This is a genomic window from Francisella hispaniensis FSC454, assembly GCF_001885235.1.
Taxonomy (GTDB): Bacteria; Pseudomonadota; Gammaproteobacteria; order Francisellales; family Francisellaceae; genus Francisella; species Francisella hispaniensis.
Window position 1 is genome coordinate 80,113 of record NZ_CP018093.1, and the last position, 26,166, is coordinate 106,278.

The window sequence follows — 26,166 nt, forward strand, 5'->3', positions numbered from 1 at the left end:
AAATCACAACTCTATCTTTTAAAGCTTATAATATAATTATTATAGCTTATATAAGATTGTTATTTCTATAAAATGGACATTATGAAAGATAAAATTAAGCAAGCTCTTAGTCAACTAAGTATTCAAGCAACTGATATGCAAATTACCCAATGGTTAGACTATCTCAAATTATTAGAGAAATGGAATAAAGTCTACAATATGACCGCGATTAAGAAGCTTGATGATATGTTAGTTAAGCATTTATTTGATAGTTTAGCAGTTGCTAAGTATATCAAAGGTGGCTCAACTGTTGATGTTGGCACTGGAGGAGGTTTGCCTGGAGTGGTTTTGGCGATACTATATCCGCAACACCAGTTTACTCTTATTGATAGTATTGGTAAGAAAATTATGTTTCTTAAAAATGTCAAAAAAAGCCTGAATTTAAATAACATTAATCCACTAAATATACGGATTGAAAACTTTGATGGTAACTTTGATAATATTATTTCGCGAGCATTTAGTTCGGTGGATACATTTTATGAATTATGTAAGCAGCTCTTAACTGAAGATAATCAAATGTTAGCAATGAAAGGTCCAGATTTAGAGGAGCGAAACTTAGAATCTTTGCCTTTAAATATTGAGAAATATAGTATTAAAGTTCCTTTCTTAAATGCTGAGAGAAATCTTATTGTAATGAGGAAGAAGTTATGATTGATAAAGAATTTATCCAAAAATCATATACTAGTATTATGCAAAATATAGACTCAAAGGCTAGGCTTTTGGCTGTTAGTAAATATCAGTCTATAGATAAAATAATGTACTTGGCAAGTCTTGGGCAATTAGACTTCGGTGAGAACTATTTTCAGGAGTTAGAGCAAAAGGCTCAAAAGTTACCTGGTCTAAGATGGCACTTTATCGGTTCGCTCCAGTCGCGTAAGATAAAACATATTGTTAAATATGCTAGTTCAATTCAAAGTGTCGAAAAGTTAGAACAACTTGAAAAAATTGACAAAGCAGCAAAGCAATTAGCCAAAAAAATAGAGGTTTTTTTACAGATAAATATAGATGACGATATTAGTAAGTCTGGTTTTGAATCGACACAGTTAGAGGAAGTTGTCGCAAGTATAATCAAAGCTAAAAGTTTTATAAACCTCAAGATAGTTGGGTTAATGTGTATCCCTGCAAAAACTAACTCTCCAGAGAAGAGTTTTGCAAAGATGAAGCATTTTTTTGATACTGTCAACTCTAGATTAAATGATGATCTAAAGCTATCGAGACTATCAATGGGGATGAGCGCTGATTATAGATTAGCTATACAATATGGTAGTACGGATGTGAGAGTAGGTAGTAGTTTATTTGGTGCAAGAACTGCCTAACCTATTCTTTTATTTACATAATTGGCAAATATCCTTTTATATATCTCATTTACTGTTAGTACAATTCCTACCGCTATAAGTGTTTCTAGTGCTCTATCTAATGCAATAGTATATAAATCTGGTTGGGACAGTGAGATCATCTCCCAGCTAATAACTATACATGAAGCAAAAAGTGATAATATTAGGTAGTAAGAAATGGAACAGCTTACTAAGAAAAAAAGGACAAATACTAAGAGAACCTGAAGGTAATAATGGTTTTTAAAGAGAGTCATCAATATTGCCATTATGATTGGACCTAGAATATTAGCTATACCTCTTTTAAATGCAGAAACCTTGACTCTTTGATAAGTGTAACCTAAAACTAAAACTATAGTCATCATAATCCACCAGGGATTGGTGTTAGGTATATATAGAGCCATAATTTTAGTTACGAAGTATCCAGCGACAAGAGAAGCCAGAGCAACGATCATCACATGATGGTATATGTCTTTGACTTTTTCTCGCTTAGAATATGGCTGATCTCTATATAGCAAAATATTTATTAAGGCATAATAAAATAGGAGTATAATAGTTATTATAGTGGCTGAAGCTATAATGACACTTAGGTTTAAATGACTGTGTCCAAAAGTACTTGAGATATATCCGATAAAACAGAATTTTGTCAGTATTTCAGGCATTAGTTTAAACTTTGTTGGTAGATAAAAAGTTAAAGCACCAATGATAAATGTAACGTATGGTACTAGCAGCGGTAGCTGAGATATAGTTGTTCCGATAATTATAGATATATTTATAGAGATGACAGTGACTATAATATATGTGTAGCTTTTCCTATATACTCCATGAATTGGGGCAGCACAAAATGCTGCAATTCCAACCAAACTAAAAACAAAAATCTTGGGTAAAATAATATAGCTTAAAAGACCAATTAACCCTATTAGTATAGTTAGTAAAAGAGATTCTATAATTATTTTCTCGCGTAGGATTAATTTTAATGTTATTTGTGACTTCATAACTACTTATTTTGTTAGAGAAGTATTGTAATGATAATTGATAAGGTAAAAGATATAAAGAAGCTATTATGCCACTAGATACAAATTTGACTATTTATGACTAAGTTTACAAACTCTTTCACTTTTGGTTGTACAAATTTGTTTTTTGGATAGTAAATATAGATATCTTGCTGATCGAAAAAATCATCTTTTAGTAACTCTATAAGTTGACCATTTCGTATTTCGTTCTTTACAATGTATTCATGAACTGAGCAAAGCCAAAATCTTTCAAAACACATTCTTTTATAAAGTCAATATTATTAGCTGAAATGCTATATGGCAATGTCTGTGGATTTATTTTGTTGTTCTTAGTATTAACAAGCGCTGTGGTTCTAGATTTATGAGGTATATAATTGTGGTTAGCTAAATCTGATAGGTTGCTTGGAAAACCATTTTTCTTTAGATATGTAGGACTTGCGCATAATATGTATCTTGTTGTTGCTATTTTACGTGCTACTATGTCTTCTGGGGGTGTCCAATTGACCGCAAAAATTATATCTACTTCATTAGCTTTGAAGTCAGGAATTTTTTCTTCAATGCTCACCTCAATTTTAACCTTGCTAAATTTCTTTGAATATTCTTTGATGAGGTTAATAAGAATATTTTGTGCAAAGAATGATGAGGTGCTTATTTTTAGAGTGCCTGATGGCTCTTTATGAAAAGATTCTGCTAAATCACGAATATTATCAATCTCACTTTGGAGTGTTTTACAATAATTGAATAAAAGCATACCTTCATGAGTTAATGATAGCGAACGTGTTGTCCTGTTAAGTAAATCAACCCTTAGTTCTTTTTCTAATTGTTTAATAGTATGACTAACGGCAGCTTTTGAAATCCCTAGAGCTTTCGCTGTATTAGTAAAGCTACCATGGACAACAAGCTTATAAAATGCTTCAAAAGGCTTATTGATATATTCTTGTGCTTGTTCATTGTTAAATAAATCTAAACTTATGTCAATATATACTTGTATTGTAAAATATATTTTTTAATTTACTATATCTCATAATTAAATTTTTATGAAGAGGATTAAATTATGAAAACTTATAAAATTATAATTTTATTGGCTTATATAAGCATAGCTAGTGCTTCTGCTGTAATTATAAACCCAGCTTTACCTAATATTGCGAAAGACTTTGGTTTGTCGAGTGGTGCGGTTGAATGGTTGGTAAGTATATTTTTATTAGGCTATGTGCTAGGTCAAATAATATATGGACCAATTGCAAAGAAATATGGAGATGTCATAACCCTAAGGGTAGGGATGATTGTAAATGTTATCGGTGTGCTAATTTGTTTATTAGCTTCTTCTATGACAATGTTGCTTATAGGAAGATTTGTAACAGCAATAGGAGCATCAGCAGGGCTTGTGTGTACTTTTATCATATTAAATAACTCAGTTGCTGCTGACAAAGCCAAATTAGCTTTATCTTTTGCAACTTTATCTTTTGCTATATCACTAACGCTAGCGACGTTAATAGGTGGGATAATTAGTGCTTATACTCATTGGTATTATTGTTTCTATGTACTATTGATACATGCTGTAATAATGTTTGGTGCTAGTTTCTTATATGAAAATAAAAAAGATTTTGAATTTAATTTAAAGGTATCAGCTATTTTTGAAGGTTATAAAGATGCTTTTAGTAGTTTTAAATTAGTGGTATTTGCATTGACATTAGGTGTTATGACGGTTTTTAGCTATTGTTATTCTGCAGCTGGACCTTTTATAGCTCATAGTATGTTTGACCTAAACAGTGCTCAGTATAGTTTATGGACTTCGATGACTATGATTGGTATTGTGCTTGGTTCAATGTTAATTGCTAAAATAATAAATAAACATGACACTCATAAGATACTTATTGTTGCATTAATTTGTTTTCTTGTGTTAGTTGTAGTTATGGCATGTTTAAAAATTGCTAATTATATGTCGCCGTTAATATTTTTTGTATTAATAACTTTGATGTATTTTGTGTGTAATTTTATATACCCTACAGCATCATACCTTGCATCAACTGCAATTGAATGTAAGTCAAACGCATCTGCAGCAATGAATTTTATAAATATGCTAACAGCTGTTGTAGCGGTTTCTATAATGGGTTATATACCGTTTGAATACATTTGGAACTTTTTATTGATGTGTGCAATACTTCCAATTATTTGTTTTGTACTAATTATCTATAATAAATTTTAAAACAAGTAATCTTTCTAGATATATCCTTGATAAGAGATTTGGTTGAGAATTTCTTTTTTTAAATTAAATATTTTAGAAAAGTGTTCTCTAGGTTTGATAAAACCCTGTCTATCTTCCTCTTTCCTTTGTTTGTATTTCGGTGTCTTTTTTTAAAACTAAAATCAAGCCTTTTAATACAATCATAAAAAGTACTTCTAGGTATTTCAGGTGCCTAAAGCTTCCCTGATATCTAAAGCACTAGCATCTGGATATTCTTTTAAGTATTTTAATATCGCTTCTTTATCTGTAAAAGTTGCCAATCTACCACAACCTAAACCTTGTTTGGATCTATACTCACCAGTTGTCTAATACAGATTTATCCATGATCTAGTCGTATTGATATCTATATTAAAAAATCGCTTAGTTGCTTTTCTGTTAAGCCTTCTTTGTATTTAGCTATTACTATATCTCTGAAATCTTGGCTATATGATGACATTTTTTCTAAATATTATAACTCTTATGTCAGGTAACCATCGGACTAACTAATATATTAAATTGAAACACCGCACATTTTTGGAGATGATAATGATTGCTTTGACTGAAGTACCTCTTTATGAGTTCTAACGGGATCAATAAAAAGTTTATTTATATAGTCTAAATCTAATTCTGATAAAAAACTGCTATTAATTCCAGTATATTCTGGAGGGATACTAGTTGTTGTTGGGAAAACTAATTTTTTTGGATATAATCTCCCACTCCATAAAGAACTTTCATCACTCATAGTTTTAACTTTTGAATGATCAATAAACTTTAACATAAAACTATCTTTAGGAAAGCGTAAACTATTTTCTGCAGCCGGAAAATCATTTTGAACCAACCATTCAACTATATTATTTTGCCTAGTTATTAATTCATCTTCTTTAAATGAAGCTGTTAAGAGTATAGGTATAATAATCCCACCTAGCTCCCTATAACGTTCAATAAACTTTAATCTATGTTCCAACTGCGCATTAGTATCTAAAGCGCTGAGTGATACCCTCATTTCAGCTTTAGTTAAAGCAATATATTTTAACAAAATATCAGGAACTTTAGTAAAAGCCTTTGTTATAAATATAGTTAATAGATCATTTTTTCTTAAAATATTAGCTATTTTATAAGATAGCAGCCAATTCCAAGATGGATCACTGTTCCAGCCACAACGTAGATACTTCTGATTTTTAGGTAACCTTAATAGATCTTTCTTTAGAAGATCTTCATCTATAATATTAGTAATTTTTTTACCAAAATCAAAACCTTTTTGCCAACTACTTTTAGCAGCAAAACACATTCCATAGCAAGCAGATGATTTAGGAAGGCACCCCATAGATACATCGGAAACTAAACTATTAAAAGGTAATCCTCCTGCAATACCTGCTCTTATTTTGGTACTAGAATATGGTTTTAAGACTTCATTATTTTTTATAAATGTTTTGTTACTATTAGATATAGCTTCTTGTATTATTTTCTCAGTAAATTGACTCAAACTTAAATCCTTCATAATATTCCTTACTCCTTAATTATTAAGCCAGGTATTTTTGTTTGAAAGTTATTATCAGGATAAATTTTCATTCCTTTTAAAAAACGGATTCCTTCAAAAGCCTCCCTTCTATGAATAAGCTTACTGTTATCAAATAATAATAAATCTCCCATATCCCAAAAATGTGAATAAATATTTTCTGGATTAAGTATTTTTTTTAGAAGAGTATCTTTAATTTTTTCTGACTCTTCTAACTTTTTTCCTTTATCAAGAAAATCTATTGTATTTTCACTAATATATAGTGAGTCTCCTGTGTTTGATTTTAAAACAACAGGATGGGATACAACAATTTTTGGAACATTATCATGATTATAAGCTGGCTTTCTAGTAGAGCTTAACTGTTTTATTTTTTCAAGGATTTCTTTAGGTAAGACAAGGTTATCTATCAAAGTAGATGCAAAACTTGTAGCACCTGTATTATGTTTTGGAGGAATTATGCAATGTAATATAGATATTGATGCTGGATCCACTCTAAATTCCTGATCAGAGTGCCAATAATCCGTAGTATTTTCTGGAAACCCAAGCAAATCATTCTTTAAAGTTTTTAAATTAGTTAGATAAGCAACGTAGCGTCTTTGTTTTGACAAGCTAATATTCCTAGCAGATTCTTCTAATTTACCATTGCCTATTTGTTTAGCAAATCGTATAAGTTGCTCATCACTCAAACACTGTCGCTTAATTATAATTAGGGGATAATAAGTCAAAAGTTTTTTAATTTCTTTTAGAATATTATCGGATATTTCTGAAATATTATTACATCTTATTTCAGCAATAAAATTATATTCAGTCTCTAGAACTTCAATCTTATCATGGTTGCTAAATTTCATCTAAGCACTCAAAAATTTTAATAAATACTTAAAGAAAAAATAATATATTTTTCTGGACTAATGGTATAATAAAGTCGGTATTAAAGCAATAGATGATATAGTAAAGTTTGACACATATATCCTACTAGATATATAGGTAGTATACTTTTTTCGTTTAATCTATGACGTATTCATATCACTTTATAAATATGTTAATAGCTGTTGTAGCAGTTTCTATAATGGGTTATATACCGTTTGAATACATTTGGAACTTTTTGTTGATGTGTACAATACTTCCAATTATTTGTTTTGTACTAATCAATCTATAATAAATTTTAAAACAAATAAGCTTTCTAGATATTATCTATTCAAAACTAGTAGCATTAAAACGTTGAACTATTTTATTATTTTGTAGGATAACGATACTTTTAGCAGGAATATTTATTTTATTATAACCCTTAGCAGCATCAGCGAAATTAGCAATTACAATAATACCATTTGAGAACTCTGTAGACTGGAGTAATCTATCGTTGCTTAAATAGTTAAAACTAGTCATTTTCTGTTGTACTAAAACCTTATGCCATTTTGACCAAATTGGTAGATATTTACTTAAGAGATTTTTCTGCTGTTTCCAAGTCGCTCTATCTAAATGTAGCAAAGGAGGGTAGTTATATAAAAATGTTTTTAAGATATTATTTTTTATCTGTGATGGGAATTTAAAAGTATTATATTCCCAGTGATCAGAAGTAATAATACTATTATTGTAAACCATTTGATAAAGAGGGACTTCAAAAATGGGATTATAATATATATAACTTAGAAGAGGTTTTAGAGGTGTGGGTTTACCATATCTAGGAGGAATACCTGACGCAGACCAGTAGCTTCCCATATAGTATTTAGACTTTTTATTTTGGCGCATGTCTTTATCCCAGATTCCTTGAGAAACTATACCTTGACCATAAACTGCTACTGGTGCAATATAGTCTTTACCATCCTCTGTGCCAACCACTAGATTATAGTGTTTTGCTGCCCATTTGAAATAATCTATTTTATTTTGAGCATCTTGAGCTTGAGACATTGGATGTTTAGTAGAAAAATCGTTATATAGAGCTCTGCACCATCACTATCAAAAAAACCATGAATTAAATTTTATATTATATATGTTTATAGCTTTATTTAAGCGTCGCTTGACTTGAGGCATTGCATATGAGGAGTTTAGTTCACGTTGCCCATTTAAAAATCCTTGTAAATATTCTCCATTTTGTTTAATTATAGCAGCATCATTAAATAAATTTTCTTTAGTATCAAAATAGGCTGTTGGCATAGAGTCAGGATCTTTTTCTATCAATGAGTTGTAAGAGTCATATGGTGCAATAAGGTATCCGACATTTTCAGCTTGATTGATAACATTAGTATGATAGATACCATCAGAAACATCATTTAGTCCCAACCAAGCATTTTTTAGACCAATATTTTGTAGCTGTTTTATCATCCATACTGAAACGCCGTTTCCCCATTGAGAAACAGGAGCCATATACTTAGAATAAGCTGACTGTATTAGATTTTTATTAAGCTCAATAGTGTTCGCAGGTGTTCTAGGTTCATCGATTAATTTAGCTGCAGTAGGATTAAGCTTAATTGAACTAAGTTCTTGTTTATTCCATAAACTAGGATATTTTACTAAATGTTTAAGTGCGTTATCAACATTTGATTTTAGAGACTCATAAAGCCATTTTTGTTTTGCAAATTCTTCGAGTGAATTATCAGAGTGTTCTTTGAGTATTTTATTAAAGTATTTTGTAGGATTATTTGTTTTGCTTGCAAGTTGTTGTTTAACAAACTGTTGGAATCCTTTCCAGTTAATGTTTGTTTCTCCAACTAGTTCATCTCCCCATAAATAAATAAATGGAGCGCCGTAGAGCTTTGTAACTTCTGGAACTATTTTAGCTTTTTCGGAGAGTGTTACAAACTGAGCTTGATCTATTTTGTGTTGACGATAAGTATTAGCAATCACTGCAGGATTATTCTCAAGTATTTTAATTGTAAACCCAAAAGGTTTATCATCATTTAGGATATTAAAAGTATGTCTAAAATGTAGAGCTAATTTTTGTTTACCTGTAAACCAGAAATTATTATCAAAAATATTATTAATTTGATAATAAATAGCATACTTTTCGAATCCTGAAGTTAAAAATTGCATTGATAAACTAGCAGTACCATTTAAAGGAGCTTTTTCACTAGTAGTCGATATTAAGTACTCTATCCAATTTTTATTATCTGTTGGGATATCCCATCCTTCAAGCATAGGCAATAAAAAAGATTTTGATCGATTAATAATAGGGAATGTGATAGTTTTATTTTCTGTTCTTGCTAGTTTTTGATTATTTTTGAAGCGTACATTTAATTCATCATTATCTAGTTTAAATTCAACATTAATATTATCGCGTATAAAATCTAACTCTTTTTTATTTTGTATTATAATTTTGAAGTCTTGTTTTGCCTGTGCGGCAGAAATAGGAAACTCTAGAGAGTTTTGTTTAAGGTTTACTTTTAAGGTTGCTGGATTAATAATAAAACAACTATCTTTTTTACAAAGATTTATAGAGTTGGAAAAAGCTGTGCTTGATACAAATAATGTTAAAGCAAATATATGTTTTAGATTCATTATCAAGAAAAAATTTATTTATAGTATCTATAATGTTATATAGATAGCTTTTTAATTAAATAATTTTTATAGCAAAGTTTAAATAGGGTTTTAGATTAAGCTGAAATACTGGCTATTACACTAGCTATCAAAAATCTAATATAGTAAAATTTTCTTAAGAGACAAGCTTAGAGAGAACAATGACTTCTTTAGACAAAATCAATAGTTATTTTGAAAGTAGTATTCAAGCTAAAATAGAAACTGCTAATGCCTTGCCACCAGCTATAGCACAAGCTGCGAAAGCAATGGTTTCTTGTCTAGAAAATGGTGGCAAAATACTAGTTTGTGGCAATGGTAGTTCAGGGGTTATCGCACAACATTTTACTTCTAAACTATTAAATCACTTTGAGATGGAGCGACCTCCTCTTCCGGCAATAGCTTTGACAGGAGATGTTGCAACTATCACAGCTGTTGGTAATCATTATGGCTTTGCACAAGTTTTTGCAAAGCAGGTTGCCGCTCTAGGTAATGAAGATGATATTTTGTTAGTTATCACAACTAGTGGTGATTCTGAAAATATCCTTAGTGCTGTTGAAGAGGCGCATGACCTAGAAATGAAAGTAATAGCTCTAACGGGAAGTAATGGCGGTAGGCTTCAGAATATGTACAATGCTGATGATATTGAACTAAGAGTGCCGTCAGATAATATAGCAAATATTCAAGAAAATCATTTTCTTATAATTCACTGTTTATGTGATATTATCGATCAAAAATTATTTGCAGGCTTAGAAGATTAATATAACGATGTTTAGACTAATAACCAAGAATCTATGTTTATTAATAGCTATGCTTAGTTTATCAGCATGTGGGATTATTGAACCTTATACGGCTCCAGTACCACAAGGTAAAGAAATAAAAAATAAAAAACTTTTTGAAATTAAGCCAAATATGACAAAAAGTGAGGTTACTTATATTCTTGGCTCTCCAGACATTATAGATACTTTTAATCCTAATGAGTATATTTATATAAATACGTATAAAAAACACATGCAGGATAAGGATTATAGTGAGTCAAAACTAATACTAACTTTTAATAACCAAGATAGGCTAATAGGTATATCAGGTAATTATGCACCACCAACTAAAGATCCTGTATTCTAGGATTTATAATAACTATTGTGTTAGAGATAATATCCTAAAAGTAGGATACAATTTGATAAAATTATTAAATTAAGCAGCTGTAGCAAGAGCTTTGATTTTAGCACTTAGACGAGACTTATGTCTAGCAGCCTTGTTCTTGTGGATTAGACCTTTAGAAGCATACTTATCTAGGATAGGAACAACCTTAGCAAAGTTTTCTTTTGCTGCTTCTACATCACCTTTTTCAATTGCATAAGCTGTTTTCTTTAAGAAAGTTCTCATCATTGAACGACGAGCAACATTGTGTTGACGATTTCTTTCAGCTTGAATAATTCTCTTTTTTGCTTGTTTTGAGTTAGCCAATTTAATTCTCCAGTTTTAATTTTTTTACTTTTTATAGTCTTAAGTTTCTCTAGGGGGATACGCGAGAAACACAAATATATAAATTAATAGCTAAAGTATTTTGCATATATTGTACATTTTTGTCAATAATATTTGTAATATAATTGACTAATATTTAGTTATTTAAATATCGCAATCACTACATTTTAAAGTCATTTTGTAGCATAATAGGTACCTAGATTTATTAAATAAACAATTACTTTCTAGTAGTAACAAGAGCTAAATATTATGAAAAATATCAGAAACTTTTCGATAATTGCTCATATTGACCATGGTAAATCAACTCTTTCAGATAGGTTTATACAAGTCTGTAATGGTCTAAGTGAGCGTGAAATGAAGGAACAGGTGCTTGACTCTATGGATATAGAAAGAGAGCGTGGAATTACTATTAAAGCTCAGTCTGTAACGCTTGATTATACAGCTAGAGATGGTCAGACCTATCAGCTTAATTTTATTGATACACCAGGTCATGTTGATTTCTCGTATGAGGTGTCGCGCTCATTGGCAGCTTGTGAAGGAGCGTTGCTTGTAGTAGATGCTGCTCAAGGTGTAGAAGCCCAGACAGTAGCAAACTGCTATACTGCGATTGAGCAGAATTTAGAAGTTATACCAATATTAAATAAAATTGATTTACCATCTGCAGAACCAGATAGAGTAGCTCAAGAGATTGAAGAGATAATTGGTATCGATGCTACCGGAGCTACTACATGCAGCGCGAAGACAGGTATCGGTGTAGAAGATGTTTTAGAAACTATTGTTGCTAAAGTTCCAGCCCCTGAGGGCGATGTTAATGCAAAGCTGCAAGCCTTAATTATAGATTCATGGTTTGATAATTATCTTGGGGTAGTTTCACTCGTCAGAGTCAAAAATGGTACTATCAAGAAAGGTGAGAAGTTCAAAGTTATGTCAACTGGAGTTGCTTATCAAGTTGATAGACTTGGAGTATTTACACCAAAAATGAAAGATCTAGATCATCTCAAAGCAGGAGAGGTTGGCTTTATAGTTGCTGGTATTAAGGATATTCACGGCGCACCAGTTGGTGATACACTCACGCATGCGCATAATCCAACAGATAAACCTGTACCTGGATTTAAAAAGGTTCAACCTCAAGTTTATGCAGGAATGTTTACTATAAGTTCCGATGATTATCCTGATTTTAGAGAAGCTCTTGAAAAGCTAAGTTTAAATGATGCTTCACTATTTTTTGAGCCAGAAGTATCTCAGGCATTAGGCTTTGGTTTTAGGTGTGGCTTCTTGGGTATGCTACACATGGAGATTATTCAAGAGAGACTAGAACGAGAGTATAACCTTGATTTAATCACTTCTGCACCAACAGTTGTTTATAGAGCTATTAAGAAAGACGGTGAAGTTATCGAAGTTGATAATCCTTCTAAGTTACCTGAGCCAGGTGCAATTGCTGAAATACATGAGCCAATTGTAAGAGCAAATATTCTTGTGCCAAAAGATTATGTTGGTAGTGTTATAACTATATGTATTGAAAAAAGAGGTGTACAGGTTGATCTTAATTATGTAGGTAATCAAGTCTCTATAACTTATGATTTACCAATGATTGAAGTTGTGTCAGATTTCTTTGATACTCTTAAGTCTGTAACGAAAGGTTATGGATCATTAGATTATGAGTTAATTCGCTATGAGCCAGCGAACATGGTGCGCTTAGATGTACTTATCAATGGTGATAAGGTTGATGCTCTGGCGAGTATCGTACATAAAGATCAAGCTAAATACAAAGGTAGAGAATTGGTTGAGCGTCTAAAGGAGCTTATCCCTAGACAAATGTTTGAGGTCGCAATTCAAGCAGCTATAGGTGGAACTATCGTCGCAAGAAGTACAGTTAAAGCGTTGCGTAAGAACGTTTTAGCAAAATGCTATGGCGGTGATGTTTCGCGTAAGAAAAAACTATTAGAGAAGCAAAAAGAGGGTAAAAAGAGAATGAAAAATATTGGTTCTGTTGAGATCCCTCAAGAAGCTTTCTTGTCAGTTTTGAAAAAGTAGAATCAACTAGTTATTATGAAGACTTCTGAAAAAACAACATTCGCTAAATCTGTTAAAGCTTCTGTATGTATTTTTATATTCAATGATAAGGAAAAGCTTTTACTCCAATTGCGTTCTGCTAATGATGATTCATTTCCATTACATTATGACTATAGTGCTGCAGGTGAGGTTGAAGTAGGAGAGAGTATCGAGACAGCTGCACATAGAGAGCTTATGGAAGAGTTAGGAGTAAAAGCTCCATTAACATATATAGGAGAAGATGAATATGATGGTGAAAAAATGTATTTATTCAAAGCTCAGTTAAATGATGGTTTTAATTTAGGCATGGAAGTTGATTTAATTAAATTTGCATCAATTTCAGAAATTTTTCAGATGATTACGGATAAGGAAAAGTTTCATCCTGACTTTTTATATGTTTTTAAGAAGCTTTTCAAATAATTCGATAAATAATATATAATCTTTACAAAATAGATTCTAAGTAATAAAAAAATGCCACAAAAAGTAATAGTTGGTATCTCAGGAGGTGTTGATTCATCTGTTTCAGCTTTGCTCTTAAAACAACAAGGTTATGATGTAACCGGTGTGTTTATGAAAAACTGGGAAGAAGATGATACAGATGAATTTTGCTCAGCAGAGCAAGATATCGCCGATGCTCAAGCAGTTTGTGACTCGATTGGGATACCTTTCAAGAAGATTAATTTTGCAGCTGAATACTGGGATAATGTTTTTGAGCATTTTCTAACAGAGTATAAGGCTGGAAGAACACCTAATCCTGATATTTTATGTAATAAAGAAATTAAGTTTAAAGCTTTTTTGAGCTATGTCCATTTGTTGGGTGGTGACTATATTGCCACAGGACATTATGCTCAAACAAGACAAGCCGCTGATGGTTCAGTACAGTTAGTCAAAGGACTTGATGATAATAAGGATCAAACATATTTTTTATATACACTAGGTCAAGAGCAACTTAGACAGACGATATTTCCTATAGGCAATATTGAAAAATCTAAAGTGCGTGAAATTGCCAAAGAAAATAATCTAGTAACATTTGATAAAAAAGATAGCACAGGTATCTGCTTCATAGGTGAACGTAAGTTTAAAGAATTTTTGTCTAAGTATTTGCCTGCTCAAAAAGGCGAAATCCATGATGAAAATGGTATCAAGATTGGTATGCATGATGGATTGATGTATTATACAATCGGTCAAAGACAAGGGCTTGGTATAGGTGGTGTAAAAAATCGCCCTGAAGTACCTTGGTTTGCTGCTAAAAAAGATCTAGCAAACAATGTCTTGATTGCTGTGCAAGGTCATGATCATCCATTACTATTTAAGCAATCACTACAAGCTATCGAGCTAAGTTGGGTTGCAGGTATGGCTCCAGCAGATAAGTTTAGATGTGCAGCAAAAGTCCGCTATAGACAAAAAGATCAATCTTGTGAAGTCGAAGTAAATCAGGATGGTTTAGTTAATGTAACTTTTGATGAGCCACAAAGAGCAATTACACCAGGACAATCAGTAGTATTTTATATTGATGATGTTTGCTTAGGTGGTGGGGTAATTATTTAGAATTACTTATTTAATTTCTATTTATTGTTACTTGCTTGAGTTGTTTTAGGTATATCTGCTGTATCAGATTGTGTAGTTGTACTAATTTTTACAGAAGGCTGCAATATGCTACCACTAGAAGTAATACTTTCATTGATGGTTGATTCTGTTTCAGCAACTTTAGTGCTACTACCACTTGCTAATTCAGCTTTTTTGTTCTGACGCTGTTGATCTACCTTAGTTATTATATCGTTATCTAACGCTGCGACACTACTTGCGACCTCTTGGTGAGAGTAGCCAGTATCTTTTTTATCGCTGTCGACAACATCTTTAAGATAGTCATCAACTTTCTTTTTAACATTTGTTTGACTCTTCATAACATCTCTTTGCATGAATTGAGCTTCATGAACAGTATCGATAGTCATGTGTGTATATAAATACTCAGGGTCAATAATAAATGGTCTAAGCTCAGTACTATACTCTTTCTCTAAGCCAGGAAAATCAACGGTATAAGCAACTTTTATACGTTTTTTACCGTCTTTATCATTAACAACCATTGCTACAAGATTTGAATCTATTTCATATTCTTTTCTAACAAGATGATATTGTTGCTTTCTATCAAGGACAATCTGCCTAACTGGAGTTGCAAAAACTTTTTTAGTTTTAATTGGTTTATTGACCGTGGTAATTCCAGCTTTTCGTAACTCTTCTATAGCGTAGTTTCCATAGTCGTCCTTAGCAAGTTTAACATCTATTTCAATCATTTTCGCTAAAACATATTCTCTAAATTCACGCGCTTGTTTTAATGTAAATGCTAAACAAGTACCTGTATCATCTTTCTGGAAACAGCCATTTCTTTTATCAATTAGCACAAAAAGTTTTTGTGTTTTATCATAATAAAGCTGATAATCAGGTGAGTTCTGACCATGACCTAGGTAAACAAACTGGTCGTTAGATAGCATACCACATGATGCTATAATTACGCTTAGTAATAATATTAATGATGTTTTTTTGAATATATTGCGCATACTAAATTCCATGATTTAACAACAATTACAGGAGATAATTTTTGCGTAATGCTGCTAAAAAGTAAAGTATTGATTATACAAAATAATCAAAAATTAACTCTTAGCATTTTCTTGCATTATTTTTTTATACTTTTTCTCTATCATTTTGCGCTTTAGTGAACCAAGATGGTCAAAGAAGGTTATACCATTAAGATGATCTATTTCATGTTGGATGCATCTAGCTAAAAAACCATCTTTTTCAACTTCAATCTCTTCACCAAATTCATTGAGCGCTTTTATCTTGACTACAGTAGCTCTATTTACCTTTGCGGAAACACCAGGAAAAGAAAGACAGCCTTCTTCATCAATTATTTTACCACTTTGCTCAATTATTTCAGGGTTAATGATAGTGATTATTTCAGGGTTTTGCTCTTCTAAGTTATCATACATAATAAAGAATCTTTTTTTGATACCAACTTGTATTGCTGCTAAACCCACGCCATTTGCTTCTAGCATTAGCTCACGCATTTCAGCAATAGTTGCACGTAAATCATCATTGATTTCATCTTTTGTAACTTCTTTAGCAACCTCTTTTAAAACTGGGTGAGGGTACTTTAGAATTTCTAAAGACATATTCATACTCCTTGTTCTAATATATCTTTCTTCATCTTTGCCATCGTTATGGCAGCTTGGATAGAGTATTTACCTTTATGACCTTTTTTGCCACCGACTCTTTCTAAGGCTTGTTCTTTGTTGTGTGTGGTTAATATACCAAAAATCACTGGTAAATTATATTCATGCATAACTTTTTGCGTACCATAACTTACTTGATCACAAACATAATCATAGTGGTCAGTCTCGCCACGGATTACGCAACCTAGTAGTACTATTGCATCAAATTCTTTAGTTTCTGCTAGGAGTTTTGCTGCATATGGAAGTTCAACTGCCCCCGGAACTTTTTTGATACAAATTTGACTATTTTTTAAGCCTTGAGTATATGCCTCTTCTAGTGCACCCTCAAGCATTTTATCAGTTATTAAAGAGTTAAATTCACTTACAACGATTGCTAACTTTCTCATAATTTATGCCTATATTCCTTTAATTGTGTGTTTTGCTTTAACTTTTTTGGTTATCAAGTAGTTCCTATTGTGAGAGTTTACAAATGCCTCACAATATACAGGTTGTGTTTCTATATCAACGTTTCTAAGAGCAGCTAGTTTTTCAGGATTATTTGATATTAGTCGACAACGATTGACATTGTTATATTTTAGGACTTGTATAGCTAGATCGTATTTTCTTGCATCAGCAGGTAAGCCAAGAGCTAAATTAGCTTCAAGGGTGTCCATATTTTCATTCATCTGCAAATTATAGGCTTTAAGTTTATTTGTTAAACCAATACCTCTACCTTCTTGATCAAGATATATAAAAAAGCCACCTTCTTCACTAATCATTTCAATTCCTTTATGTAATTGATCTTGGCAGTCACAGCGTAGCGAGCCAAAGATATCTCCTGTTATGCAAGATGAATGCATTCTTACTAAAGGGTTATTACCAGAGTAAGGTTTAGATAAAACAATAACCTCATCACCACTAAAATTATCTTTATATACGCTCATTTCTAATTCACCAATTTTCTTAAATGGTATAGTAGAGCTTGCCATTTTGGTGATAAAAATTTCAGTTGCTAAACGATATTGGTAAAGCTCAGCAATAGTTAAAAGAGGCAAGTCATACTTTTTAGCAAATGCTTCTAGCTCAGTTGTTTTCATCATGGTGCCATCTTTATTCATTAGCTCACATAGAACTCCAGCGCTATTAAAGCCACTTAGTTTCATAAGATCAACTGTTGCCTCAGTATGACCATTTCTACCAAGTACGCCTTTATCATTAGCGATAAGAGGAAATATATGTCCAGGTCGAGCTAATTCTTCTGCTTTAGCATCAGCTTTTGAGGCTACTTGGATAGTGTGTGCTCTATCTTTTGCAGATACTCCTGTGGTTACGCCTTCTTTAGCTTCTATAGTTATGGTAAATGGCGTAGTAAAAGTACTATTATTTTGATCAGCAGCTACCATGGGAGCTAAGTTTAATTGTTGAGCTTTTTTTGAATCGATTGCCAAACAAATGATGCCACTTGTATGCTCAAGCATAAATGCAATATTTTCTTCTGTAGCCTTTTGACCAGGTAGAATTAGATCACCTTCGTTTTCTCTATCATAATCATCAAGTACAACTACTGGTTTACCTTGCTTAAGAGCTCGTATGGCATTCTCAATATTATTTTTTATTTGCTTAAACATTTTCTTTAAATCCTTGTATATATTTATAGATATATTTGCCTGTTGCATCAGCTTCAAGATTTACCATAGAACCATTAGTATAGTTTTTTGCTATAGTGACCTCAATAGTATGAGGTATCAAAGTTACAGTAAATGAATCTTTGAGCACATCTATTACAGTTATACTCATACCATCTATGGTTACAAAACCTTTCTTTACTAAGTATTTTAGAAATTCTCTAGAGGCAGAAATTTCAATTAACCATGCACCACCGACATTTTGAATATTTTTGATTTGCCCTGACTCATCAATATGACCTTGTACCATATGTCCACCAACATGATCACCATAGCGCATTGCAAGTTCGATATTTACTAGTTGATTCTCCTTTAGAGTATCAAGGTTAGTTTTTTTAAGTGTCTCTGGTACAGTATCAAAATTTGCTGTTAAGTTTTGCTTATCAAGTTTTGTAACAGTAAGGCAAGTACCATTAATTGCAACACTATCACCAATGCTGCATTGAGAAGCGTTATCAAATTCGATACAAAAAGTTTTTAGGTTACCTTTGGCTGTTATCTTTTTAATTATTCCTAGTTGCTGAACTATGCCACTAAACATTCTGATTTTCCTTAAAACAAGAGTTTATTATTATATCTTCGCTTACAGAGATTTGATTAAAGCTTAGCTGTTGTTTGGGATTATAATCTGCTATTATTACTGGAGCTAAGTATGTATAAAATTCATTAACGAGCTTTTGATTGATAAAACTATTTAGAGTTTTACTACCTCCTTCAACAAGTAGGCTAGTTATTCCAATGTTACCCATCTTCTCAAGTAGAGTGTCTAAACAAACCTGACTTTGACTTTGTGGTAATAGCCAATATTCAATGCCAAGTTGGTTAAGCTTAGTGGCTATTTGTGCAGAGATCTTTGAACAAATGAAAATTGTCTTGGCATGACTTTGATCTAAAACTTGCCAGTTGTGATTTATTGTTGTCAGATGATTGGAAAGTATAAATCTAGTTGGATGCTTTATTTTATTGATATTTATTCTTACATCAAGGCTTGGATTATCATCAGTTAAGGTTTGTTTACCAATTAGGATAGCATCACAAATATTACGTAGCTGATGAGTATTTATAAATGCTTGGTGTGAACTTATTTTTTTTGAATCATCATTATTAACAGCTACCTTACCATCTAATGACATTGCCCACTTTGCATAAACAAAAGGTTTTTTGGTTTTTTGATAGTGGAAAAATATTTTATTCAACTCTTGTGCTTGTTTCTCTAGTAAGCCTACTTCGACTGTTATACCAGCATCTTTAAGCTTTTTAACACCTTTGCCAGCAACTTTTGGATTTGGATCAAGTGTGGCAATAACTACTTTTTTTATACCAGCTTTGATTAGAGTATCAGTACATGGAGGAGTTCTTCCATGGTGGCAGCATGGCTCTAGTGTTACGTATACTGTAGCTCCTTTTGCTTTGTCTCCTACTTTTGTCAGTGCATGAACCTCTGCATGAGCTTTTCCTACAGTTTCATGCCAACCTTCCGAAATGATTGTACCATTTTTTACTATTATGCAACCAACCATCGGATTAGGTGATACTGTAAGTCTACCTCTATTAGCTAGAGTAAGTGCTTGTTGCATGTAATATTTATCGATATTTTTCATTTACCCACTTAACTTACTTACATTTAGGGCAGGATGAGGGAAGAATTATTACTACAAAAATACCACAAGACTATAAAACCATATTTATAGCCACAGTGATAATAGCGTGATGATGTTTTCCTCAATCTTCTTTCATCCAGACTGTAACTGTCGGCTTTGGAATTGCACCAAATCTGCTTGTCCTTTCTGTTTTATTAGAAAGCGCTCGCGGGCTTCTGCTAAAGCAGTTACCGCCGGTAGGGAATTTCGCCCTGCCCTGAAGATTATTTTATAAGTATATCAAGATGAATTCTAAAAATAAATTATATTAACGGTATAAAGATTTTATTTATCTGATTATAATTAGCACTCAAATTGAGATGTTTAAAATTTTATAAGAAGGTTAATTTTGTCAGAATATTCTTTGTTTGTGATGCTCTGTGTTATCGCGGCTATTTCAAGCTATTTTAACTTGAGATTTCTTAAGCTGCCAAAAGCTATAGGTTTAACTGTAGTTAGTGCTTTAATATCACTAATGTTAGTAGTGCTGATCAAGCTAGAGCCTAAGTTATTTTATCCAGCATATAACCTACTAAATAGTATTGATTTTAAGATATTGGTATTAAAGGTATTACTTGGTTATCTACTTTTTGCAGCTGCAATGCATCTAAACTTTTTAGAGATAAAAAAATTTCTAGCTAGTATCATTGTTCTTTCAAGTTTAGGGGTTATTATTTCAACTTTTATAATTGGAACATTGTGCTGGCTAATTGCTCCGTTAGTTATAAAGCATGATGTTAATTATATATATTGTCTTGTAGTAGGGGCAATATTTTCACCAACAGATCCTGTTACCGTGTTTGCCGTTTTTAAAATTAGTAAAAATGTCCCAAAGAAGGTTAAGTCAATATTATCTGGTGAGGCAATGTTTAATGATGTCTTTTCGATAGTTATATTTCTAATATTGCTATCAATAGTTATTAGAGGAAAGACAGATATTAGCTTTAGCCATTTTATACTAATGTTGTTTCAAGAGGGAGCTGGAGGTATATTTTTAGGCTTACTGCTTGGTTGGCTTGGCGTTTGGTTAATGAATAAATCAGATGATGGTAATACACTTATCATAATATCTCTAGCTTTGGTAAGTTCCGGCTCTTGGCTTGCAACAAAAGTCGATGTATCTGAGCCACTTACTATGGTTATCACAGGTATAATTGTAGGAAATTCGAGATCGCAACAAGGGGTTTCAATTGATGCAAAAAGAACTTTAACAAATTTCTGGGTAATTATTGATGAGTTATTAAATGCGTTTTTGTTTGTTTTAGTAGGGATTGAAGTTCTAGAGATGAACTTTTCAGCACGATTTATTGTTGCTGGAATCATTATTTTCTTAATATCATTAGTCGCTCGATACTTAAGTGTGGCTATTTCAATATTATTGACTGAAATGTCAATAAAGAAGAACTTTTGGAAGAATAATTTAGTTATAACTTGGGCAGGATTAAGAGGAGGAGTCTCAATCGCACTGGCGTTATCAATACCTGTTGAGCACAGAATCCTGCATATTTTTTCGATAATTTATATAGCCGTATTACTTTCAATATTTATACAAGGAGTTTCTTTTAGAAGAGTATTAGAAAAGGCATATATTGAGAAATAGTAGTTAATTTAGCCGTACATTTCCTTAAGATGAGTATTAAAGAAGTTAAGAGTATTACCATAATCATACTTTCCTGTAATGACTTCTATATATACACCACTTTGGTGCTCTCTAGCTTTTTCCAGTGCTTCAGCTAACTCTTTACCTGTTTGAACCTTTATAGTTAGCCAATCATTACAACCAAAAGCTTTTGGTAAATCTTTATAGTTTAACTGTGCAAGATCATCATAACTTGGGTCAGGATCTAGTTCTAGAGCTCTCTCGACCATAAAGCCATCATTATTTATACAGATTATTATAGGATTTACTCGGTATCTTCCCATTACGCCTAGTTCATTTAGGGTTAATTGATGAGATCCCTCACCTGTAATTAATATTGTTCTAGAATCAGGATTAGCTAGTGCTACACCAAGAGTAGCAGGTGTCGCCCAGCCAATAGAGCCCCATAAAGTCTGATTATGGTATTTTACACCTTCAGGTAAAGGTAGTTTAGGCATATTAAGTGAGGATGAACCTGTCTCGACTACAAGATTATCTGTGTTCTTTAAGAATTTTAAAACTTGGGTATATAGCACTCCAAGTGTTAAGTTCTCTTGTGTTACAGGAGAGTCTTGGATAGTCATTTTAGAATATTCAGGACGATAGTCTATACTCTCAGCTTTCTCTAATAATTCATCAAGCAGTTCGGATAAATAAACATCTGCTAGATAGCTCTTCTTGTCTCCAACAAATAAAGGTCCTAGATTTAGCACCTTATCTAAATCTAAATTATTAGTAAACCCCGCCGTATTGAAATCTGACCATAAGGCATCACCTAGATTAATTATAAGATCTGCACCCTCAACTATTTCAGCAGTATTTGTGTCTGATAATAAGCCAGCATAAAAACCTATATAGTTAGGATGTGCTTCAGATATGACACTTTTATCATGAGGCATAATAGTAAAAGGGATATTTAACTTTTCTATAAGTTTGATAGCCTTTTCAGTTACTCCAAACCTGTCTAATTTTATGGATGGAATAGCAACAACTTTTTTAGCCTTGCTTAAATGCTCTAGCACTAGGTTTGTAGCTAATTCAAGCTGATGTGAGTCACTTTTTAGATAGCTGCAGTCTATATCATCGGGTGTAATATCTGTTACAGGACGATTACCACTATCCAAAGATACGCTTATATAAGCAGGCTTGCGATATTTGAACGCTTCAGCTATCACTCTATTCATCTCTCTACGAGCATTTTCAGGAGTGATAACTGCTGAGACACAGGCTGCGGAAGCTGATAGATCAAAAAAGTTTCCAAAAACACCATCCCCTAATGTATGATGAACCTGTCTCTTCTTTCCTACTGCGCCGTCACTTGGACTACCGACTAAATGAAAAACAACAAGATTTTCAGCTTTTGAGCCCATTACACCATTTAGGGCACTAAGCTCACCAACAGCATAAGTAGTCGAGAGAATTGCAGCCCCTTTGACTCTTGCGTAACCATCGGCTGCATAGCTAGCATTTAATTCATTAGCATTAATTATATTCTGTAGTTTAGGGTTATTGATTAGTGCACGATCTAATGCAAATGAGAAATCCCCTGGTATACAAAAAGAATGAGTAATTCCTAAGTCAACAAGTCTTGCAACGATATATTCAGCAACATTAGTAGCGTTTCTACTAGTATCAAAAAGCTTTTCTCCAGTTATATATTTTTCCATAACCTTTTCCCCTATAAAATAATTTTTATTGTGAACTCTATTTAAACGTATATTAGGTAAAATGTATATAGATAAGCTATTAATAGCAACTAATGTATATCTATAACCATCAAGAAGTTAATTATTTTTATTAAATACGTATTTTTCAACTATTTCACCGCCAATTAGATGTTTTTGGATAATTTCTTCTAGAACTTCAGGAGTGCAAGAATGGTACCAGACATTATCAGGATGAACTACAGCAATAGGTCCATTTTGACATATTCTTAGGCAATATGTTTTTGTTCTATAAATATGACCATTTTGTGATAAGCCTAATTCTAGAAGTCTCTTTTTTAGATATTCCCATGCTTTCAGAGAAATATCGCCGGCACAGCATTTTTGTCTTTCTTGATCACAGCATAAGAAAATATGTTTTTGAATATTATTTAATCCTAGGTTCGCTGCTTTAGTATCTAGTGTTACTGCCATTGTGTGGTTCCTGTGTTTTGATAGTGTATTTTTAAACAAATAGATTTAAAATTAATAATGAAATATTAACAAATATGGAGATAAAATGGAAAATAACATTTCCAACACAACACTAGAAAAATTAGCCCAAGCTTATCTAAAGGACATTAAGAGTAAAAGGCGTTGGCGTTTTGTCATGCGATTAATAATTATTTTAATAATTTTATTACTGATAGTGCCTGGTTTATTTAGCTCATCTAAAGAGTTGGTTCCTCACATAGCTTTGGTAAAGGTTAATGGAATAATTGCTGAAGATGCAGAGGCAAATGCAGAAAGAATTAATAAAAGTTTAGATGATGCTTACGCCAACAAGGCTGTTAAAGGTGTGATTGTTGAGATAAATAGCCCTGGAGGATCGCCTGTACAGTCTGATGAGATATATTCTCATATGCAATATTTGCAGCATAAATATCCAACTATTCCTATGTATGCTGTATGTACAGATGTTTGTGCTAGTGGTGGTTATTATATCGCTGCTGGAGCAAAAGATATTTATGCTAATCAGATGACAATAACAGGTTCAATAGGTGTTATTGGCAGTCGTTTTGGTTTTACAGGACTTATGGATAAGTTAGGTATTGAGCGTAGAATATACACCTCAGGAAAAAATAAAGATTTCTTAGATCCTTTCTCACCACAAAAACCAGAGCAGACAGCTCAGTTTAAAAAACTTCTTGATGAAACCCATCAGGTTTTTATAGCGGCAGTTGAGAAATCAAGAGGAGATAGACTAAAAGATAAGTCTATGGATACAACATTCTCTGGTGAACCTTTTAGTGGTATTCAAGCACAGCAAATGGGCTTGATAGATGGTTTTGCGTCAGTAGATCAAATTAGAAATGAAAAGTTTAATAATATTGATATTGTTGACTATACTCGACCACTTGATTTTTTAACAGCAGTATCACATAAATTAGGTAATAGTATTTATTATAAAGCTCTCTCAGAAACCAGCTTTAGTTTAAAATAAGTGTTTTAAGTGTTGAAACATACAATAACGATGATTATAATCGAAGTTATATTATGTTTTATAAACTAAACAAGCAAGGAAGAAAAATTATGAAAAAAACTATACTAGGAGCAATGATCGCTGGTGGTTTAATGGTTTCTGCAACTACAGCTATGGCTAGTGGCGTAGGTTTTGCTAATGTCCAAGATATTTTTGAGACTTCACCACTTGGCAAAGCAAAAGTAACAGCTGATGAGAAAAAGCTTAAACCACAAATGGATCAACTTAAGCAAAACATTACTGCTTTACAAGAGAAAGTAAATGCGTACACTCAAGAAAAAGATGATGTTCAAACAGATGATTCTAAAGGCGATACTAAAGATGCTCAGGCTGCAGATAAGGTAGAAAATCAAGATAAGCAACAAGCTCAAGCAGATCTTGAAAAAGCTATGAAAGACTACCAAAACCTAATGAATCAGGTTCAAAAAATGGCTTCTGATGATGCTGATGCGTTCAAAGATGCTTTAACTAAAGCTTCTGCACAGGTTGCTAAAGAGAAGCAGCTAGATGCTATTTTACCTGCTGAAATGAGTCTATATAATGTTGATAGTATTGATGTTACTAAAGATGTTATAGCTAAAATGCAATAATTTTTTCAAAACAACATTCAATTATTTTTCTAAAAACCTTTTAGGGTATTACAGTTAAAAGCAGCTTTTTTTTATATCTAAAGCTATGTATAATCTTAGTTTAGGTATAAAAATAATAAAATAACAATAACTATGGAAAATTTAGGCTATTTTGTATCACAAAACTTGCTGTTTTGTTTATCTTTTATTTTGCTGCTAGCTATTTATATAGTTTTTGAGCTGACTCAAACTAAAAAAGCTCAATATACTTTATCTGTTGCGGATGCTGTAATTACTGTCAATAAAGGCAAGGGTGTTTATCTAGATATACGTGATCATGAGACTTTTAGCAAGGCACATATTATCGGCGCGCAAAACATTCAGTTTGATGAAATAGCAACGAAGCACAACAAGCTTGCTAAATATAAAGCTAAGCCAATAGTTGTATATGGCGATAGCGCTGAAAAAGCTATGCAACAATTACGTAAAGAAGGTTTTGAGCAGGTTTTTGTACTTAAAGGTGGCTTAACAGCATGGTTACAAGCTAGTTACCCAGTTAAATCATTATCAAAGTAAAATTTATAAAAAATATTAAGGATCATAGTATGGATCAGCAAGCACAACCTCAATTTCAAATCCAAAAAGTATATGTAAAAGATCTTTCTTTCTCTATTCCAAACTCAGATAAGATATGGACTACAAATTGGAAACCAGAATTACATACAGATCTAAAAGTAGAAGCTACTAAACTTCCAGAAGAGAATACTTATGAGACAGTTCTAACTCTAGAGGTTAAAGTTGAAAATGATGGTATGGTTGCTTTTGAGGCTGAAGTTAAACAGGCTGGCATTTTTACAGTTGCTAATATGCAAGAAGCCCAAATTGAGCACGCTAAAAAAGCATTTTGTCCAAATATTCTTTATCATTATGCGCGTGAAGCGATTTCAGATTTAGTGATTAGTGGTGGATTCCCGCAATTATGTTTATCTGCGGTAAATTTTGATGCGATGTATCAAGATTCGTTGAAAGAATCAGCAGATAACAAACAACACTAAAAAACTAATAGGAGTTAGT

At 32.4% G+C, this 26,166-nt stretch carries 25 protein-coding genes, 4 pseudogenes and 1 riboswitch; of the genes and pseudogenes, 14 read left to right on the forward strand and 15 right to left on the reverse strand.

Annotation, left to right across the window (positions count from 1 at the left end; translation table 11 throughout):
• The first annotated feature begins 72 nt into the window (after positions 1-72).
• Both rsmG and FSC454_RS00385 read left to right on the forward strand, forming a co-directional pair.
• Positions 73-690, forward strand: a complete 618-nt coding sequence (gene rsmG / locus FSC454_RS00380; RefSeq protein WP_066045114.1) for a 16S rRNA (guanine(527)-N(7))-methyltransferase RsmG — start codon at positions 73-75, stop codon at positions 688-690.
• Entirely contained in the window at positions 687-1,355 is a 669-nt protein-coding gene (locus FSC454_RS00385) for a YggS family pyridoxal phosphate-dependent enzyme (protein WP_066045112.1), read from the forward strand. The genes rsmG and FSC454_RS00385 overlap by 4 nt, the downstream gene beginning before the upstream one ends.
• Here the strand turns inward: FSC454_RS00385 and FSC454_RS00390 are convergent.
• Positions 1,352-2,233 (reverse strand): FUSC family protein, encoded by an 882-nt coding sequence (locus FSC454_RS00390; RefSeq protein ID WP_082810686.1) that lies wholly within the window; start codon positions 2,231-2,233, stop codon positions 1,352-1,354. The two genes, FSC454_RS00385 and FSC454_RS00390, sit on opposite strands and share 4 nt — an antisense overlap.
• Before the next feature lie 206 nt (positions 2,234-2,439).
• A pseudogene (locus FSC454_RS00395) lies at positions 2,440-3,334 on the reverse strand (LysR family transcriptional regulator).
• 103 nt (positions 3,335-3,437) lie between these two features.
• Here FSC454_RS00395 and FSC454_RS00405 point away from each other — a divergent pair.
• Positions 3,438-4,589, forward strand: a complete 1,152-nt coding sequence (locus FSC454_RS00405) for a multidrug effflux MFS transporter (RefSeq protein WP_066045108.1) — start codon at positions 3,438-3,440, stop codon at positions 4,587-4,589.
• Between the two features lie 92 nt (positions 4,590-4,681).
• On the opposite strand, the pseudogene FSC454_RS09750 reads toward FSC454_RS00405, so the two are convergent.
• From FSC454_RS09750 to FSC454_RS00420, 3 genes and pseudogenes are all read right to left on the reverse strand, one after another.
• Positions 4,682-5,064, reverse strand: a pseudogene (locus FSC454_RS09750) (COG3415 family protein); the annotation flags it as partial.
• Positions 5,065-5,118: 54 nt separating this feature from the next.
• Positions 5,119-6,105 carry a hypothetical protein gene (locus FSC454_RS00415; protein WP_066045106.1) on the reverse strand — a complete coding sequence of 329 codons (987 nt, stop codon included), beginning with the start codon at positions 6,103-6,105 and terminating at the stop codon, positions 5,119-5,121.
• Between the two features lie 8 nt (positions 6,106-6,113).
• A complete protein-coding gene (locus tag FSC454_RS00420) occupies positions 6,114-6,971 on the reverse strand; it encodes a TauD/TfdA dioxygenase family protein (protein WP_071794752.1) in 858 nt (285 codons plus the stop codon).
• A 176-nt stretch (positions 6,972-7,147) separates the two neighbouring features.
• Here FSC454_RS00420 and FSC454_RS09620 point away from each other — a divergent pair.
• A pseudogene (locus FSC454_RS09620) lies at positions 7,148-7,289 on the forward strand (MFS transporter); the annotation flags it as partial.
• Positions 7,290-7,314: 25 nt separating this feature from the next.
• On the opposite strand, the pseudogene FSC454_RS10160 reads toward FSC454_RS09620, so the two are convergent.
• Positions 7,315-9,615 (reverse strand): annotated as a pseudogene (locus FSC454_RS10160) (glycoside hydrolase).
• A 179-nt stretch (positions 9,616-9,794) separates the two neighbouring features.
• Here FSC454_RS10160 and FSC454_RS00430 point away from each other — a divergent pair.
• Together FSC454_RS00430 and FSC454_RS00435 are read left to right on the forward strand one after the other, a co-directional pair.
• Positions 9,795-10,391 (forward strand): D-sedoheptulose-7-phosphate isomerase, encoded by a 597-nt coding sequence (locus tag FSC454_RS00430; protein ID WP_066045102.1) that lies wholly within the window; start codon positions 9,795-9,797, stop codon positions 10,389-10,391.
• Positions 10,392-10,398: 7 nt separating this feature from the next.
• Complete coding sequence (locus FSC454_RS00435) at positions 10,399-10,755, forward strand: outer membrane protein assembly factor BamE (protein ID WP_014547426.1); 357 nt, start codon at positions 10,399-10,401, stop codon at positions 10,753-10,755.
• 69 nt (positions 10,756-10,824) lie between these two features.
• Here the strand turns inward: FSC454_RS00435 and rpsT are convergent, their stop codons facing one another.
• Positions 10,825-11,097, reverse strand: a complete 273-nt coding sequence (rpsT, locus tag FSC454_RS00440; protein WP_003017608.1) for a 30S ribosomal protein S20 — start codon at positions 11,095-11,097, stop codon at positions 10,825-10,827.
• A gap of 267 nt (positions 11,098-11,364) precedes the next feature.
• Between rpsT and lepA the strand changes: the two genes are divergently transcribed.
• Genes lepA through mnmA form a run of 3 tightly spaced genes read left to right on the forward strand, consistent with a single transcriptional unit; the run spans position 11,365 to position 14,715 of the window.
• The gene (gene lepA, locus FSC454_RS00445; protein WP_014547427.1) at positions 11,365-13,149 is read left to right on the forward strand and encodes a translation elongation factor 4; all 1,785 of its coding nucleotides are present in this window, start codon (positions 11,365-11,367) and stop codon (positions 13,147-13,149) included.
• Between the two features lie 15 nt (positions 13,150-13,164).
• Positions 13,165-13,587 carry an NUDIX domain-containing protein gene (locus FSC454_RS00450; RefSeq protein WP_066045100.1) on the forward strand — a complete coding sequence of 141 codons (423 nt, stop codon included), beginning with the start codon at positions 13,165-13,167 and terminating at the stop codon, positions 13,585-13,587.
• A 51-nt stretch (positions 13,588-13,638) separates the two neighbouring features.
• The gene (gene mnmA, locus FSC454_RS00455) at positions 13,639-14,715 is read left to right on the forward strand and encodes a tRNA 2-thiouridine(34) synthase MnmA (RefSeq protein WP_066045098.1); all 1,077 of its coding nucleotides are present in this window, start codon (positions 13,639-13,641) and stop codon (positions 14,713-14,715) included.
• A 17-nt stretch (positions 14,716-14,732) separates the two neighbouring features.
• On the opposite strand, the gene FSC454_RS00460 is transcribed toward mnmA, so the two are convergent.
• From FSC454_RS00460 to ribD, 6 genes are all read right to left on the reverse strand, one after another.
• A complete protein-coding gene (locus FSC454_RS00460; RefSeq protein ID WP_082810685.1) occupies positions 14,733-15,734 on the reverse strand; it encodes an FTN_0109 family protein in 1,002 nt (333 codons plus the stop codon).
• 81 nt (positions 15,735-15,815) lie between these two features.
• Positions 15,816-16,334 (reverse strand): peptide deformylase, encoded by a 519-nt coding sequence (gene def, locus FSC454_RS00465; RefSeq protein WP_066045095.1) that lies wholly within the window; start codon positions 16,332-16,334, stop codon positions 15,816-15,818.
• Between the two features lie 2 nt (positions 16,335-16,336).
• Positions 16,337-16,780, reverse strand: a complete 444-nt coding sequence (gene ribH, locus FSC454_RS00470; protein ID WP_066045093.1) for a 6,7-dimethyl-8-ribityllumazine synthase — start codon at positions 16,778-16,780, stop codon at positions 16,337-16,339.
• Positions 16,781-16,789: 9 nt separating this feature from the next.
• The gene (ribB, locus tag FSC454_RS00475) at positions 16,790-18,001 is read right to left on the reverse strand and encodes a 3,4-dihydroxy-2-butanone-4-phosphate synthase (RefSeq protein WP_066045091.1); all 1,212 of its coding nucleotides are present in this window, start codon (positions 17,999-18,001) and stop codon (positions 16,790-16,792) included.
• Positions 17,994-18,599 (reverse strand): riboflavin synthase, encoded by a 606-nt coding sequence (locus FSC454_RS00480; RefSeq protein ID WP_066045090.1) that lies wholly within the window; start codon positions 18,597-18,599, stop codon positions 17,994-17,996. The genes ribB and FSC454_RS00480 overlap by 8 nt, the downstream gene beginning before the upstream one ends.
• Positions 18,592-19,659: a bifunctional diaminohydroxyphosphoribosylaminopyrimidine deaminase/5-amino-6-(5-phosphoribosylamino)uracil reductase RibD gene (gene ribD / locus FSC454_RS00485; protein ID WP_066045088.1), complete on the reverse strand. Its 1,068-nt coding sequence runs from the start codon at positions 19,657-19,659 to the stop codon at positions 18,592-18,594. Before ribD ends, FSC454_RS00480 begins: the two co-directional genes overlap by 8 nt.
• A 120-nt stretch (positions 19,660-19,779) precedes the next feature.
• Positions 19,780-19,927: riboswitch (FMN riboswitch) on the reverse strand.
• Between the two features lie 120 nt (positions 19,928-20,047).
• Between ribD and FSC454_RS00490 the strand changes: the two genes are divergently transcribed.
• Entirely contained in the window at positions 20,048-21,298 is a 1,251-nt protein-coding gene (locus tag FSC454_RS00490; protein ID WP_014547436.1) for a cation:proton antiporter, read from the forward strand.
• A gap of 8 nt (positions 21,299-21,306) precedes the next feature.
• Here FSC454_RS00490 and FSC454_RS00495 read toward each other — a convergent pair whose 3' ends face one another.
• The gene (locus FSC454_RS00495) at positions 21,307-23,004 is read right to left on the reverse strand and encodes an alpha-keto acid decarboxylase family protein (RefSeq protein ID WP_066045086.1); all 1,698 of its coding nucleotides are present in this window, start codon (positions 23,002-23,004) and stop codon (positions 21,307-21,309) included.
• A gap of 117 nt (positions 23,005-23,121) precedes the next feature.
• Positions 23,122-23,475 carry a (2Fe-2S) ferredoxin domain-containing protein gene (locus FSC454_RS00500; RefSeq protein WP_014547438.1) on the reverse strand — a complete coding sequence of 118 codons (354 nt, stop codon included), beginning with the start codon at positions 23,473-23,475 and terminating at the stop codon, positions 23,122-23,124.
• A gap of 85 nt (positions 23,476-23,560) precedes the next feature.
• Between FSC454_RS00500 and sppA the strand changes: the two genes are divergently transcribed.
• The 4 genes from sppA to secB all read left to right on the forward strand — a co-directional run bounded on the left by sppA (position 23,561) and on the right by secB (position 26,147).
• A complete protein-coding gene (gene sppA, locus FSC454_RS00505) occupies positions 23,561-24,484 on the forward strand; it encodes a signal peptide peptidase SppA (protein ID WP_066045084.1) in 924 nt (307 codons plus the stop codon).
• Between the two features lie 89 nt (positions 24,485-24,573).
• Entirely contained in the window at positions 24,574-25,113 is a 540-nt protein-coding gene (locus tag FSC454_RS00510) for an OmpH family outer membrane protein (protein WP_014547440.1), read from the forward strand.
• 132 nt (positions 25,114-25,245) lie between these two features.
• Complete coding sequence (locus FSC454_RS00515) at positions 25,246-25,668, forward strand: rhodanese-like domain-containing protein (RefSeq protein WP_014547441.1); 423 nt, start codon at positions 25,246-25,248, stop codon at positions 25,666-25,668.
• A 29-nt stretch (positions 25,669-25,697) separates the two neighbouring features.
• On the forward strand, positions 25,698-26,147 hold the full coding sequence (gene secB, locus FSC454_RS00520; RefSeq protein ID WP_014547442.1) for a protein-export chaperone SecB: 450 nt from the start codon (positions 25,698-25,700) through the stop codon (positions 26,145-26,147).
• The last annotated feature ends 19 nt before the right edge of the window (positions 26,148-26,166 follow it).